Raw genomic sequence first — 13,748 nt, 5'->3', positions numbered from 1 at the left:
CACGCGTGCCGTTCACGTCAGCGGCTTGGTGAGCTTGTGGGTACCGCTGCCGATGTCGGCAGCGAGACTGCAGGCGACGTTGTCGATGCCGACCTCGTAGCCTCCGGGGTCCGGGTACTGCACGAGTGTGCCGCGTATCGTGCCCGCGGGCTGTTGGGCCGCCCTGCGTTCCAGAGGGGCTTCGCACAGGGCCGACGCGGCCTTCTGGAGGGCTGCGTCGGTCGTGTAACTGCCGTTGAGTTCCGTCACCTTCACGACTTCGGCATCATGCGGGGTGCCGCACGAGCGCTTGGCGGCCTGCCCGGGCCGGCTGTCGTTCGTGTCGAAGCAGTCGCCCGTCCTCAGCAAGTAGAAGGGCACTTCGTCGTCGGCCAGGGTCGGGAAGAGCGATTCCAGGCCGCTCGGTAGTTCCGAGGGCAGGGACGGTAGCTCGCTGGGCAGTTCCGAAGGCAGTTCGCTCGGCAATTCTGAGGGCAAGGACGGCAGTCCGCTGGGCAACTCGGACGGGATGCTGAACGACGGAGTGGGCGATCGCGTGCTCCCGCTGCTCTCCGTGGGTGACTTCTTGTCCTTTTCGCCACCTCCGTTGGTGGCCACCAACGCCACAACGACGATGACTCCGAGGCCCACGAGTACGGCGAGCACAAGGAACAGCGTGCTGCGGCGCCGTCCTCCACGGTGTCCGTCGGGTCCACCTGGTGATCCCGGCGGTTGCGGTGGCTGCCAGCCTCCCCCACCCTGCCCGGGTGGCCAACTGCCGCCCTCTGACGGTGGACCGTAGCCGCCGGAGCCTCCAGGAGGCGGACCGTAGCCGCCAGAGCCGGCGGGTGGTGGAGGCCCGTAGCCTCCAGACGATGGTGGGCCGAAACCACCGCCTCCAGAAGGCGGTGTTCCTCCCGGTGGCCGAGGAGGCTGGGGCGGTAAGGGCGGCATGGCCATACCATCAAGAGTCGCCTCGAACCGGTCATGAGGCGACCCCTGCGGGGAAGTTGATACGGGCCCATGCCATGGAGCGCACGATTCCGGAGAATTCCGCCCGGAGAGCAGCGGAAAGCAGCAGGGACAGACAGAAGGAGGCGAGGGCCCGCACCCGCCAAGCGCCGGCCCCCAATCTCCCCGCAGATCAGCCTCGCGCACCCAACAGGTGGTCCATGGCCAGCTGGTCCAGCCGCTCGAAGGCCATCCCGCGCGCGGCGGCCGCCTCCACGTCGAAGTCCTCGAAGGACGCGCGGTCCGCGAGCAGCCCCTTCAGGCCGTCCGCGGCGGTGGGCTGTGCCAGCTCGTCCAGACGCGAGGCACGCAACGCGTCCTGGACCTCGGAGTCGGCACGGAAGGCGGCCGAACGCTCGCGCAGGATCAGGTAGTTGCGCATGCACCCCGCCGCCGATGCCCAGACACCGTCCAGGTCCTCGGTCCGCGGCGGCTTGAAGTCGAAGTGCCTCGGCCCGGCGTAACCGGCACTCTCCAGGAGGTCGACCAGCCAGAACGCCGAGCGCAGATCGCCCGCCCCGAAGCGCAGGTCCTGGTCGTACTTGATGCCGGACTGACCGTTGAGGTCGATGTGGAAGAGCTTGCCCGCCCACAGGGCCTGCGCGATGCCGTGCGTGAAGTTCAGCCCGGCCATCTGCTCGTGGCCCACCTCGGGGTTGACGCCGTACAGCTCCGGACGCTCAAGGCGCTCGATGAAGGCCAGGGCGTGGCCGACCGTGGGCAGCAGGATGTCGCCGCGCGGCTCGTTCGGCTTCGGTTCGATCGCGAACTTCAGGTCGTACCCCTGCGAGATCACATACTCGCCGAGAAGGTCGAAAGCCTCCTTCATGCGGTCCAGTGCGACGCGTACGTCCTTGGCGGCGCCGGACTCGGCACCCTCACGGCCGCCCCAGGCGACGTACGTCCGGGCGCCCAGCTCGACCGCCAGGTCGACGTTGCGGATCGTCTTGCGCAGGGCGTAGCGGCGTACGTCACGGTCGTTGGCGGTGAACGCGCCGTCCTTGAAGACGGGGTGCGTGAACAGGTTCGTGGTAGCCATCGGCACCTTCATGCCGGTCGCGTCGAGGGCCTGCCTGAACCGCTTGATGTGGGACTCGCGCTCGCTGTCCGAGGACCCGAAAGGGATCAGGTCGTCGTCGTGAAAGGTCACTCCGTGGGCGCCGAGCTCGGCCAGGCGCTGCACCGACTCGACCGGGTCCAGGGCACGCCGGGTGGCGTCGCCGAACGGGTCCCTTCCCTGCCAGCCGACGGTCCACAGGCCGAAGGTGAACCTGTCCTCGGGGGTGGGCTGGTAGTTCATATCGCGGCTCCTTGCTGGCTCCGACTATTTCGTCATGGCGCTTAACAAATTAGTATGCGGAGGCATCCCTGGGAAGAGACAATGGGAAGAGACAAGGTGTCTGAAGGCGGAGACAACCAGTCTGAAGGCAGCGACAGGCTTGTCTCAGGGCAGGGACAAGGTGCGAAACCCGGGTCACAGTGGTCCGGGGCACCCGAAAACAGGCCGACCCCGCGGAGCCGCGGAAGAGGGAGAAGCGATGTCAGCAGCCGAGGGTCCGCTCGTCGTCGGGGTGGACTCGTCCACCCAGTCCACCAAGGCCCTGGTCGTCGACGCGTCGACCGGACAGGTCGTGGCGAGGGGGCAGGCACCGCACACAGTCACCACCGGAGCGGGCCGCGAGAGTGACCCGAGGCAGTGGTGGGACGCGCTCTGCGAGGCGCTGCACCAGTGCGGCGACGCGGCGCGCGAGGCCGCGGCGGTGTCGATCGGCGGCCAGCAGCACGGCCTCGTCACCCTCGACGCCCAGGGCGACCCCGTACGCCCGGCCCTGCTGTGGAACGACGTCCGCTCGGCGCCACAGGCCCGTCGGCTGGTGGAGGAGCTGGGCGGCCCCAAAGCCTGGGCCGAGCGCACCGGCAGCGTGCCGGGCCCCTCCTTCACGGTCACGAAGTGGGCCTGGCTGGCCGAGAACGAGCCCGACGCCGTCCGCGCGACCACGTCCGTGCGCCTGCCCCACGACTACCTCACCGAACGTCTCACGGGACAGGGCACCACAGACCGCGGCGACGCCTCCGGTACGGGCTGGTGGGCATCGGGGAGCGAGGCGTACGACGACGAGATCCTCGCGCACGTCGGCCTCGACCCGGCTCTGCTCCCCCGGGTGGTCCGGCCCGGCGAGGTGGCCGGAACCGTGCATGCCAGGGGGGAGCTGCCCTTCTCCAGGGGCACGCTGGTCGCCGCCGGCACCGGCGACAACGCGGCCGCCGCGCTCGGACTCGGGCTGCGCCCCGGCACGCCGGTGCTGAGCCTCGGCACTTCGGGCACGGTGTACGCGGTTTCTACGCGGCGCCCCGCCGACTCGACCGGCACGGTGGCCGGCTTCGCCGACGCGCGCGGCGACTGGCTCCCGCTGGCGTGCACGCTGAACTGCACACTCGCCGTCGACCGCGTCGCCGCGCTGCTTGGCCTGGACCGCGAGGCCGTCGAGCCCAGCACGGGAGTGACGCTCCTCCCCTACCTGGACGGTGAGCGCACCCCGAACCTGCCGCACGCCTCGGGGCTGCTGCACGGGCTCCGGCACGACACGACCGGCGGGCAGCTGCTCCAGGCGGCGTACGACGGTGCCGTCCACTCCTTGCTGGGCGCCCTCGACCTGGTGCTCGACCCGGACGCCGACCGCTCAGCGCCGCTGCTGCTCATCGGAGGGGGCGCCCAGGGTGCGGCCTGGCAGCAGACCGTACGTCGTCTGTCGGGGCGGCCGGTTCAAGTACCGGAGGCCAGGGAGCTGGTGGCACTGGGCGCCGCGGCCCAGGCCGCTGGTCTACTGACCGGCGAGGACCCGGCCGCGGTCGCCCGGCGCTGGAACACGGCTCGCGGACCCGTTCTCGACGCCGTGGAGCGGGACGAGGAGACGCTCGCGAGGATCGCCGGGGTACTCTCCGACGCGGCCCCGCTGCTGGAGCGGGAGCCGAAAGGGAACTGACGCGGACCGCCTGAACTGACGGGCCGCACAAGGACTGAGAGCGGACCGCCTGAACGGACAGGCCGCACAAGGACTGAGAGAGGCATGACCGTACCGTTGCACGAGGCCCATCCGAACGGTTCCGGCCGGCGCCTGCCCGACACCCAGCAGGGCATGCGCCGCCGCAACCTCTCCCGGGTCATGCACACGGTCAGCGCCGAGGGGCCGCTGTCACGTGCCGCCGTCGCCTCGCACATCGGTCTGACACGGGCGGCCGTCTCGACGCTGGTGGACGAGTTGATCCGCTCGGGGCTCCTCGAAGAGCTGGGACCCGAGCGGCCTGGGCGGGTCGGGCGGCCCGGCTCGGCGCTTGCCGTCAGCGGCCACGGTCCGGCGGGGATCGGCGCGGAAGTAGGCGTCGACCATCTCGCGGTGTGCGCGGTCGATCTGCGTGGTGAGGTGCGGGCACGAGCGGTACGGCACGGTACGAATCGCGGCCGGGCGCCCGAGCCCGTGATCGCGGAACTGACCTCGATGGTCCGTCAGGTAATCGCCGAGGCGGAGCGGGAGCGGCTGTGGCCCGCGGGCCTCGCGGTCGCCGTGCCCGGTCTGGTGGCGCGGGACGCCCGGACCGTGGTCCGCGCCCCCAACCTCGACTGGCACGACACCGACCTCGGCGCACTGCTGCCGGGCGAGCTGCCGCTGACCGTGGACAACGAGGCCAACTTCGGCGGCCTCGCGGAACTCTGGCTCGGGGACGCGACTCCGCGCGACTTTCTGCATGTGTCGGCGGAGATCGGCATCGGAGCGGCAGTGCTCGTGGACGGGCGACTGCTGCGCGGAACGCGCGGTTTCGCTGGCGAGTTGGGGCATGTGCCGGTCCGGCCGGAGGGTCCGGAGTGCCCCTGCGGTGGACGCGGCTGCCTTGAGCAGTACGCCGGCGAGGAGGCCGTCCTGCGTGCCGCCGGGCTGGAACCTGGCGGGGACCGCGTCGGCCTGCTCGCCGAGCGGGCGGCCCAGGGTGACGCGGACGTACGACGTGCGCTGCGCGAAGCCGGAACCGCGTTCGGCATCGCCCTGACCGGGGCGGTCAATCTGCTGGATCCGGAGACCGTCGTGCTGGGCGGAGCGCTGTCCGGCCTCGCACCATGGCTGTTGCCGACGCTGGAGAGTGAGTTGGCGCGGCGCACGGCAGGCCCCGCCTGCGCCGTGTCCGTCTCGCAACTGGGGCCGGAAGGACCACTGCTGGGCGCGGCGCACTCGGTGGTACGGGCTGTGCTCGATGATCCGGCGGCGGTGGCAGGGCGCTCTTAGCGGGCGGTCGGCAGAGGTCAGCCCCAGCAAGCCGCGGGCTTACGTCAGGACGCCCGTCGCCGGACATCTGTCGCCGTACACCTGTTGCCGGACGCCCGTCGCCGGACACCTGTCGCCCCGTTCGGGTGGCCGAGTTGTCCACAGTACGGATCCTGTCCACTGATTCACGGCCGTCTCCCCTGCTCAACCGACAAGCGCCGTACCGTGATTCACGCGAGGCACAGCCGTCGGACCGATGGCAGCGTGTCCCGGTCAACCGATCCCGGCAGAGCGGAGCCGTGCAGCCATGAGCGATCCCCGAATCCTGACCGTGCGGCCCGAACCCGGCGAGTTCGCGTGGACGTTCGGTGGCGCGCCGCCCGTCGCGCGGATCGCGCCCGGCACCGTCCTCGACCTGTACACGGAGGACTGCTTCGCCGGGCGCGTGCGGTCCGAGAAGGACCTGGTGTCCGAGGTCTGTGAGTTCCCCTTCCTCAACCCACAGACCGGACCCTTCCACGTGGAGGGAGCGGAACCGGGAGACACGGTCGCGGTGCACTTCGTGTCGATCGAACCGGCCCGTGACTGGGCGGCATCGACGACGGTCCCCCTGTTCGGAGCGCTTACTTCCACGCACACCACAGCCACGCTGCAGCCACCGCTGCCGGAGACCGTGTGGATCTGGCAGCTCGACCGGGAGCGACGCACCGCACTGTTCCGCGCGCGTGAGAGTGACATCCGGATCGAGCTGCCCATGGATCCGATGCACGGGACCGTCGGCGTGGCGCCCGCGAACCTGGAGGTGCGCTCCGCGCTGGTGCCCGACGCACACGGCGGGAACATGGACACTCCGGAGATGCGAGCCGGCGTCACCTGCTTCCTCGGAGTGAACGTCGAGGGCGCCCTGTTGAGCCTCGGAGACGGACACGCACGGCAGGGTGAGGGCGAGACCTGTGGTGTCGCCGTCGAGTGCGCGATGAACACAGTGGTGATCGTCGAGCTGCTCAAGGGAATCGCCACCCCCTGGCCGCGCATCGAATCCGACACGCACATCATCTCGACCGGTTCCGCACGCCCGTTGGAGGACGCGTTCCGGATATCCCAGCTCGACCTGGTGCGATGGCTGGTGCGCGACTACGGATTCAGCGAGCTGGACGCCTACCAGTTCGCGACCCAGGCGGTCGAGTCGCCGCTCGCCAACGTCTGCGACACCAACTACACGTGCGTCGCCAAGCTCCGCAAGGAATGGCTGCCGGCACGCGAGACTCATCGTGGGCTGCACGCGCAGCTGCGCGGGACGGCCGCGGCACTCGGGCTGTGAGCCGACCGTCTTCCCTACACCGGCGATGACATTCCAGCACTCAGGCGATGGCGATCCGGCCCTGAAGGTACGGGGCAGTACGGCGCTCAGGCCACGGCTCTCCGGCACTGAGGCCACAGTGCACCGGCACTGAGGTCATGATCCACCTGCACTGGACCATGGCTCTCCGCTACTGGGCAACGGTTCACCCGCGCTGAGGCCACGGCTCTCCGTCGCGGTGCCGAGCCGAAGGCACTCCCGCGGGGCGTTCGCCCCACCCCACAGAAAGGCAGATGCCCCATGGAACGGGCCAGATCGTCCCCCAGCCGACGACGCGTCCTGAAGGGCGCTGCCCTCGCCGCCCTCCCCTACGCGTTACTCCCCGACACGCGAGCCACGGCACAGGCCGTGGCCGTCGACTACCCACCCGCCGAATGGGTTCCGGCGACCACGTCCAACTACACGGCGTCCAGTCGGCCGACAAGTTATCCGCTCGACTACGTGATCATCCATGTCACCCAGGAGAACTACTCCGACACCCTGTCCATCTTCCAGAACCCGCTGAAGAAGGTGTCCGCCCACTACCTCGTGCGATCGGCCGACGGGCATGTGGCGCAGTGCGTGAGGGAGCGCAACATCGCCTGGCAGGCGGGGAACTGGGACTACAACACGCGCAGCATCGGCATCGAGCACGAGGGCTGGGTGGACCAGCCCGCCTACTTCACCAATGCCCTGTACGAGGAGTCCGCCAAGCTCACCGCGGCGATCTGCACCAGATACAGCATCCCCAAGGACCGCGCGCACATCATCGGCCACTACGAGGTGCCGGGCACCGACCACACCGATCCGGGGCCGAACTGGGACTGGACGCGCTTCATAAGGCTCGTCAACTTCGCCTGAGCCACCGGCCCGTCAGCTGTCCGCCCGGCCGAAGGAATGGTCACAGAGCTTGTCCGGACCCGCACCGGGCGTGACGATGGGGCCAGCCGCATCGCTTTCCGGGAGGCCGAGTTGACCGATCCATGGGTGGCTCTGGAACCGGGCGCCGATCCCGCCGAGCGGGTGCGGGTCCTGCGCCGTGCTCACAAGGTGTTCACCGAGGCGGGCACGGTGCCGCGACCGGTCCGTTCGGTGGTGGCCGACTCGTGGCGGCGTTCGGCACGGGCCGGTGTTATACCGGACGGCACCGCGAGCGTGGAGCTCACGGACGGCGATCTCGGCTCCTACCGGGCAGAGCATCCGCTGGCGCGGGTCATGCCGCTGTTCCGTGAGCTCATGGGGACGTTCGCGGCGGACGGGGAGCATCTCCTGGCGGTGTGCGACGCCCAGGGCAGGCTGCTGTGGGTCGAGGGCCATCCCGCGACACGACGACAGGCGGGGCGGATGAACTTCGTGCCCGGTGCGCGCTGGTCGGAGACCTCGGTCGGTACGAACGCGCCGGGCACGGCGGTCGCGGTGGACCGGCCGGTGCAGGTGTTCGCGGCCGAGCACTTCTTCCGCCGCGTCCAGCCCTGGACGTGCGCGGCGGCGCCGGTGCACGATCCGCGCACCGGGCGGATGCTCGGTGCCGTCGACATAACCGGCGGGGACGGGCTCGCGCATCCGCACAGCCTCGGTTTCGTGCAGGCGGTGGCGAGGGCCGCGGAGTCCCAGTTGGCGTTGCTCGCACCGCCGCGGGCCACCGCCGACTCCATCGAGTTGTCCGCGCTGGGCCGCGACGAGGCTCAACTGGTCGCGGGCGGCCGGAAGGTCAGGCTCAGCCGCAGGCACAGCGAGATCCTGGTTCTGCTGGCACGGCACCCGGAGGGGCTGACGGGCGACGAGTTGCTGTGCGCGCTGTACGAGGACGAGTCGGTGTCGCCGGTGACGTTGCGCGCCGAGCTCACCCGGCTGCGTCGACTGCTCGGCCCGGGGCTGCTGGACTCGCGCCCCTACCGGCTCACGACGCCGGTCGAGTCCGATGTCGCGGTCGTCGAGCGGCGGCTCGGCACCGGTGCGGTGACGGCTGCCGCGTCGGCGTACACGGGTCCATTGCTGCCCGGTTCGGGGGCCCCGGCGGTGGTTCGGTTGCGGCGCCGGCTCGCCGACGGGCTGCGCATGGCGCTCATCGCCCGCCGCGATCCTGACCTGTTGGCGGACTGGGCCCATGCTCCGTGGGGCGAGGAGGACCTCGACGTATGGCGGGCGCTGGCCGCCGTGCGGCCGACAGCGGCCGTACGGGCGCGCCTGAGCGCGCTGGAATCCGAGCTGTCGGCCGCCCCTTCGCATTCGGCCGCCCCTTCGCACTCGACGGCTCCCTCACAATCGGCCGCCCCCTCGTACTCGACGGCTCCCTCGCCGTCGGCGCACCCGCCGAGGACGCGGCCGGCACCCCAGGGGGACCCGAGAGGCTCCGCAACGTACTTGCAACGTCGCCGCTTCTAGCCTCGCGGCGAGAGCTGCCCAACGGCGGGCAGCGCTTCTCCGGGAGGCAGACCCGCATGACTCGTTACACGGCGCCCGGCACTGACGGCGCGATCGTCTCCTACCAGGCGCGTTACGACCACTTCATCGGCGGAGAGTACGTTCCGCCGGCGCGTGGGCAGTACTTCGAGAACCCGAGTCCGGTGAACGGGCAGCCGTTCACCGAGATCGCGCGGGGCACCGCCGAGGACGTGGAGCGCGCGCTCGACGCGGCGCACGCGGCCGCGCCCGCCTGGGGGCGCACCTCGGTCTCCGCGCGCGGCGACATCCTGCTGAAGATCGCCGACCGGATGGAGGCGAACCTGGAGAAACTGGCGGTCGCCGAGAGCTGGGAGAACGGCAAGCCGGTGCGCGAGACCCTGGCCGCCGACATCCCGCTCGCCATCGACCACTTCCGCTACTTCGCGGGGGCGATCCGCGCTCAGGAGGGTTCGGTCGGCGAGGTGGACGACGACACCGTCGCATACCACTTCCACGAGCCGCTCGGCGTCGTCGCGCAGATCATCCCGTGGAACTTCCCGATCTTGATGGCGGTCTGGAAGCTCGCCCCGGCCCTCGCCGCGGGCAACGCGGTCGTCATCAAGCCCGCCGAGCAGACTCCGGCTTCCATCCACTACTGGATGAGCCTGATCGCGGATCTGCTGCCGCCGGGTGTGGTGAACATCGTCAACGGTTTCGGCGTGGAGGCGGGCAAGCCGCTGGCGTCCAGTCCACGGGTGGCGAAGGTCGCGTTCACCGGCGAGACCACGACGGGCCGGCTGATCATGCAGTACGCCTCGGAGAACATCAAGCCGGTCACGCTGGAGCTGGGCGGGAAGTCGCCGAACATCTTCTTCGACGACGTCTGGGCCAAGAACGACGACTTCCGCGACAAGGCCCTCGAAGGCTTCACGATGTTCGCGCTCAACCAGGGCGAGGTGTGCACCTGTCCGTCCCGGGCACTGATCCAGCGCGGAAACTACCGGGAGTTCCTGGAGGCGGCGGTCGCCCGCACCGAACTCATCAAGCCGGGACACCCGCTCGACACCGACACGATGATCGGCGCGCAGGCCTCCAACGACCAGTTGGAGAAGATCCTCTCCTATCTCGACATCGGTCGGCAGGAGGGCGCCAAGGTTCTCACCGGCGGCGAACGCGTCGACTACGACGGGGAGCTGAAGGGCGGTTACTACGTCCAGCCGACGATCTTCGAGGGCGACAACCGGATGCGGATCTTCCAGGAGGAGATCTTCGGCCCGGTCGTCTCGGTCACGTCGTTCGACGACTTCGACGACGCCATCAAGATCGCCAACGACACGCTGTACGGGCTCGGGGCCGGCGTATGGACGCGGGACATCAACACCGCGTACCGCGCGGGCCGCGCGATCCAGGCGGGCCGCGTCTGGACGAACTGCTACCACGCCTACCCCGCACACGCGGCGTTCGGCGGCTACAAGCAGTCCGGCATCGGCCGCGAGAACCACAAGATGATGCTGGACCACTACCAGCAGACCAAGAACCTGCTGGTCAGCTACTCCCCGCAGAAGCTCGGCTTCTTCTAGAGCCGCTGCGATGGATCCCGCCCCGCGCGTGGAGCTGACCCCCGCGGCCGCCGAACTGGTGCGGCGGCTGCGGGACATCCACGGCCCGCTGATGTTCCACCAGTCCGGCGGCTGCTGCGACGGCAGTGCGCCCATGTGCTATCCGGAGGGCGAGTTCCGTACCGGCGGCTCGGACATCCTGCTCGCCGAGTTGGAGGTCGATGGAGTCGAGGAGCCGGTGTCGTTCTGGATGGCGACGAGCCAGTACGAGCTGTGGAGCCACACGCGGCTGATCGTCGATGTCGTGGCGGGCCGAGGCAGCGGCTTCTCGCTGGAAGCACCCGAAGGAGTGCGTTTTCTGACCCGTTCCCGTCTGGTCGGCGGGTGGCCACTGCCACAGCCACCCGCCGTCTGATGAACTCCCCTTGAGTTCTCCGGCAGTTGATGAGACATCAGAGACATCAGGGGGCACGGTGACACGTCGCAGTGGACGTTTCAGAACAGTACTGACGGTTCTCGCGGCATCGAGTGCGCTGGCCGGTACTGCCCTTGTGGGGGCGGCACCGGCCAGCGGTGCGCCGAGCGGCACGCGGATCGCAGCCGGCGTCCAGTACACGGAGATGGACATCCCGGCCGCAAAAGGTGTGGCGCACGCACATGTACTGACCGTCGATATGCGCGACCCACATGTGCGGGTCGACCTGCTGTACCCCGGAGCCGTCGCGTCCCGGGCGCCCGTCTCCCAGCTGGCCGGCGCCCGAGGTGCCGTCGCGGGCGTCAACGGCGACTTCTTCAACATCACGGAAACCCAGCATCCCGGGGTCACGGCGACGGGCGCGAGCGTGGGCCCGATGATCGCGAGCGGACACGCCCTGAAAGCGGCGGTCCCGGACGGCCAGCGCTTCGGACCGGCTCTGCCGCCGGGGACGACCACCGAGGACGTGCTCGGTGTGGGCGTCGACCGCAAGGCACGGCTGGACGGTCTGGCTCTCGACGGCTACGTACGCAGCTACGAGGGGAAGTGGCCGCTCGGCGGGCTCAACCAGTACGCGCTGCCGGTGGGTTCGATCGGCGCGTTCACCTCGGACTGGGGAAGTGTCTCCCGGGTGCGCGCCACCTGCGGCACGGACACCGACCGGGCCGCGCCCTGTAGTGCGGACACCTATGAGGTGACGGTCCGCAACGGACGGGTCGTGTCGACGGCCAACACACCCGGCAGCGGGCCCATCGCTGCCGGCACGACCGTCCTGGTAGGCCGCGAGGCGGGCGCCCAGCAGTTGCGGAAGCTGTCGGCGGGCCTGCCGATCCGGGTGGGGCACCGTCTGGTGGCGGACACCTCCAGGATCCCGTACCGCTTCGCGCTCGGCGGCTATCCGGTGCTCGACGACGGCCTGCCGTTGCCCGGTCTCAACAACACGACCGCGGCCGTACGGACCGCCGTGGGCATCGCGGACGGCGGGCGGCGCCTGTATCTGCTTGCCCTCGACGGCGCGCCCGAGTACCAAAGTGGACTCACCATCGCCGAAGTCGCGGAGACCATGCAGAAGTTGGGTTCCGTCGACGCCTTCAGTCTCGACGGCGGCGGCTCCACCACGATGGTCGCCGAGCAGCCAGGGTCGAGCGCCGTCAGCGTCGTCAACCACCCCAGCGGCGGCGCCGAGCGCCCGGTACCGAACGCCATCGGCGTTTTCTCAAGCCCCTGATGCCACAGCCGACCGGGCGCCTCATCGACCGCCGGGGGTTCACGGCTTGAGGCTGCTCACGATGTCCGCCGTCGCCGTGAGCCCGTCATGGATGGTCGGCGCCATGCTCGTGCTCGCCAGATAGAAGCCGAGCAGCACGCAGACCACGGCGTGCGAGAGCTTCAGTGCGCCGTTGCGCACGAAGACCACCGCGAGGATCAGGAGCAGTACCACCACAGAGATGGAAATGGCCATCGTCAACCTCCTCCGCCACGTCGACATCGCGGCTTTCGGCCGCAAGTGTCGCGTAGCGGAGGGTTCGTCCGGGCGGCTGACGTGTCCCCCGAACGTGTGGTGTCTGCGACCAGGCGTGCGATCGCTCAAGCGTGCGTTTGGGTATGCGCGTTGCCGGGAGCTAGCGCGCGTCCAGGAACGCTTCGAGGCCCGCGAGGTCGTCGGTGTTGAAGTAGTCGACGTCGGCGGCGAGGAGTTCGGTCCACAGGGCGTCACGAGCCGGGCCCGCCAGATCGGGCGTCGCCCAGAACCGCACCTTCTGCCGACGCGCGTGCGCCGCGGAGATGATGCCGCGCAGCTTCTCACGCTCGGCGGCCGGGAAGGGTCCGTTGCCCAGCCAGGTGAAGTTGAGCGTCCAGTTGTCGCTGATCAGCGGAACGAAGGAGGCGGGCGCCGCGCTGCCGAGATCGGCGAGCCGACCGTCGTAGAAGGCGCGCCGCACGCTCTGGGCCTCCATGGGCGTACGGGCGGCACGGTCACCGGAGATCACGGCGGTGACCGCGCCGGGGTACACACGACCGTGCTTGTACGTGGTGAAGAGGTTCTTGTAGCGGCGCAGATGGCGGTCGAGTTCGAGGTATGTCGAGGAGCCCTCGGTCTTGATGTCGATGAGCAGTTGCAGGGGCGTGCGGTAACCCCGGTACACCGAGCCATGGTTGGCCTTCACACGGGCGGCGAGGGGGGTGAGGTAGAGGGATTCGATGGTGCGGGCCGGGTCGAGGTCGACGGGGTCGTGGGCGACGAGGAGCTGGTCGCCCACGAGGTAGATGTCGGCCTCGACGCTGCCGAAGCGGTGGTCGAGGGCGTCGAAGAGGGGGCGCGGGTGGTCGTAGTCGTTGTGCGCGTGGGCTCGCCACAGCGGCCGCGGGCGGTGCTTCTGCTCACCCGCCAGTGCGGACGTGGCGGGCAGCGCGACGGAGCCCGCGAGGGCGGCGCCGAGGGTGGTGAGGGCTCTGCGACGGGTGGTAAGGGCCATGTCTGCCTCCCTGGAAGTGCCGTAAGGAACCTCAGCGAGTATGCGATCCATGGCGTCCCAAGGAGCAGGCCCGTGCGGGGAGTTGGCTGGACTGCCGCCGTACGTTCACCTCGTCGGCCGTACGTTCAGAAGTGGGCCGCATGACACGCGGACACTTCACGGCAGGGCAGCTCGAAGGCCCGCCCCTCTCTTCTTCCGTTCTAGTGGTCGTCGCAACACCCCAGTTCAGGGGATGCGATGGACTTCAAGATCCGGGAGATCCGGACT

General features: G+C 69.7%; 12 protein-coding genes. 8 read left to right on the top strand and 4 right to left on the bottom strand.

Annotated elements, in window-relative coordinates; genetic code table 11:
• Nucleotides 1–12: 12 nt before the first annotated feature.
• The gene (locus tag AB0N66_RS28360) at nucleotides 13–645 is read right to left on the bottom strand and encodes a hypothetical protein (protein WP_365440226.1); all 633 of its coding nucleotides are present in this window, start codon (nucleotides 643–645) and stop codon (nucleotides 13–15) included.
• Nucleotides 646–1,123: 478 nt separating this feature from the next.
• Nucleotides 1,124–2,290, bottom strand: a complete 1,167-nt coding sequence (gene xylA, locus AB0N66_RS28355; RefSeq protein ID WP_365440224.1) for a xylose isomerase — start codon at nucleotides 2,288–2,290, stop codon at nucleotides 1,124–1,126.
• A gap of 238 nt (nucleotides 2,291–2,528) precedes the next feature.
• On the opposite strand from xylA, the gene xylB reads away from it, so the two are divergent.
• The 8 genes from xylB to AB0N66_RS28315 all read left to right on the top strand — a co-directional run bounded on the left by xylB (nucleotide 2,529) and on the right by AB0N66_RS28315 (nucleotide 12,232).
• The gene (gene xylB, locus AB0N66_RS28350) at nucleotides 2,529–3,974 is read left to right on the top strand and encodes a xylulokinase (RefSeq protein WP_365440222.1); all 1,446 of its coding nucleotides are present in this window, start codon (nucleotides 2,529–2,531) and stop codon (nucleotides 3,972–3,974) included.
• Nucleotides 3,975–4,058: 84 nt separating this feature from the next.
• Entirely contained in the window at nucleotides 4,059–5,267 is a 1,209-nt protein-coding gene (locus AB0N66_RS28345) for an ROK family transcriptional regulator (RefSeq protein WP_365440220.1), read from the top strand.
• 286 nt (nucleotides 5,268–5,553) lie between these two features.
• On the top strand, nucleotides 5,554–6,567 hold the full coding sequence (locus AB0N66_RS28340; RefSeq protein WP_365440218.1) for an acetamidase/formamidase family protein: 1,014 nt from the start codon (nucleotides 5,554–5,556) through the stop codon (nucleotides 6,565–6,567).
• A 279-nt stretch (nucleotides 6,568–6,846) separates the two neighbouring features.
• Nucleotides 6,847–7,446 carry an N-acetylmuramoyl-L-alanine amidase gene (locus tag AB0N66_RS28335; protein WP_365440216.1) on the top strand — a complete coding sequence of 200 codons (600 nt, stop codon included), beginning with the start codon at nucleotides 6,847–6,849 and terminating at the stop codon, nucleotides 7,444–7,446.
• A 111-nt stretch (nucleotides 7,447–7,557) separates the two neighbouring features.
• The gene (locus AB0N66_RS28330) at nucleotides 7,558–8,970 is read left to right on the top strand and encodes a GAF domain-containing protein (protein ID WP_365440214.1); all 1,413 of its coding nucleotides are present in this window, start codon (nucleotides 7,558–7,560) and stop codon (nucleotides 8,968–8,970) included.
• A gap of 56 nt (nucleotides 8,971–9,026) precedes the next feature.
• Nucleotides 9,027–10,550 (top strand): aldehyde dehydrogenase, encoded by a 1,524-nt coding sequence (gene adh / locus AB0N66_RS28325; RefSeq protein ID WP_365440212.1) that lies wholly within the window; start codon nucleotides 9,027–9,029, stop codon nucleotides 10,548–10,550.
• Between the two features lie 10 nt (nucleotides 10,551–10,560).
• Complete coding sequence (locus AB0N66_RS28320) at nucleotides 10,561–10,944, top strand: DUF779 domain-containing protein (protein WP_365440210.1); 384 nt, start codon at nucleotides 10,561–10,563, stop codon at nucleotides 10,942–10,944.
• Between the two features lie 58 nt (nucleotides 10,945–11,002).
• Complete coding sequence (locus AB0N66_RS28315; protein WP_365440208.1) at nucleotides 11,003–12,232, top strand: phosphodiester glycosidase family protein; 1,230 nt, start codon at nucleotides 11,003–11,005, stop codon at nucleotides 12,230–12,232.
• Nucleotides 12,233–12,271: 39 nt separating this feature from the next.
• Here the strand turns inward: AB0N66_RS28315 and AB0N66_RS28310 are convergent, their stop codons facing one another.
• Together AB0N66_RS28310 and AB0N66_RS28305 are read right to left on the bottom strand one after the other, a co-directional pair.
• Nucleotides 12,272–12,466, bottom strand: coding sequence for a hypothetical protein (locus AB0N66_RS28310; RefSeq protein WP_365440206.1), 195 nt, complete (start codon nucleotides 12,464–12,466; stop codon nucleotides 12,272–12,274).
• Nucleotides 12,467–12,626: 160 nt separating this feature from the next.
• A complete protein-coding gene (locus AB0N66_RS28305) occupies nucleotides 12,627–13,481 on the bottom strand; it encodes a phosphatidylinositol-specific phospholipase C/glycerophosphodiester phosphodiesterase family protein (protein WP_365440204.1) in 855 nt (284 codons plus the stop codon).
• Between the last annotated feature and the right edge of the window lie 267 nt (nucleotides 13,482–13,748).

Source organism: Streptomyces sp. NPDC093544 (genome assembly GCF_040683495.1).
Classification (GTDB): Bacteria; Actinomycetota; Actinomycetes; order Streptomycetales; family Streptomycetaceae; genus Streptomyces.
The sequence above is the reverse complement of the archived record's forward strand: the minus strand, read 5'-3'. Positions and strand labels throughout refer to the sequence as shown.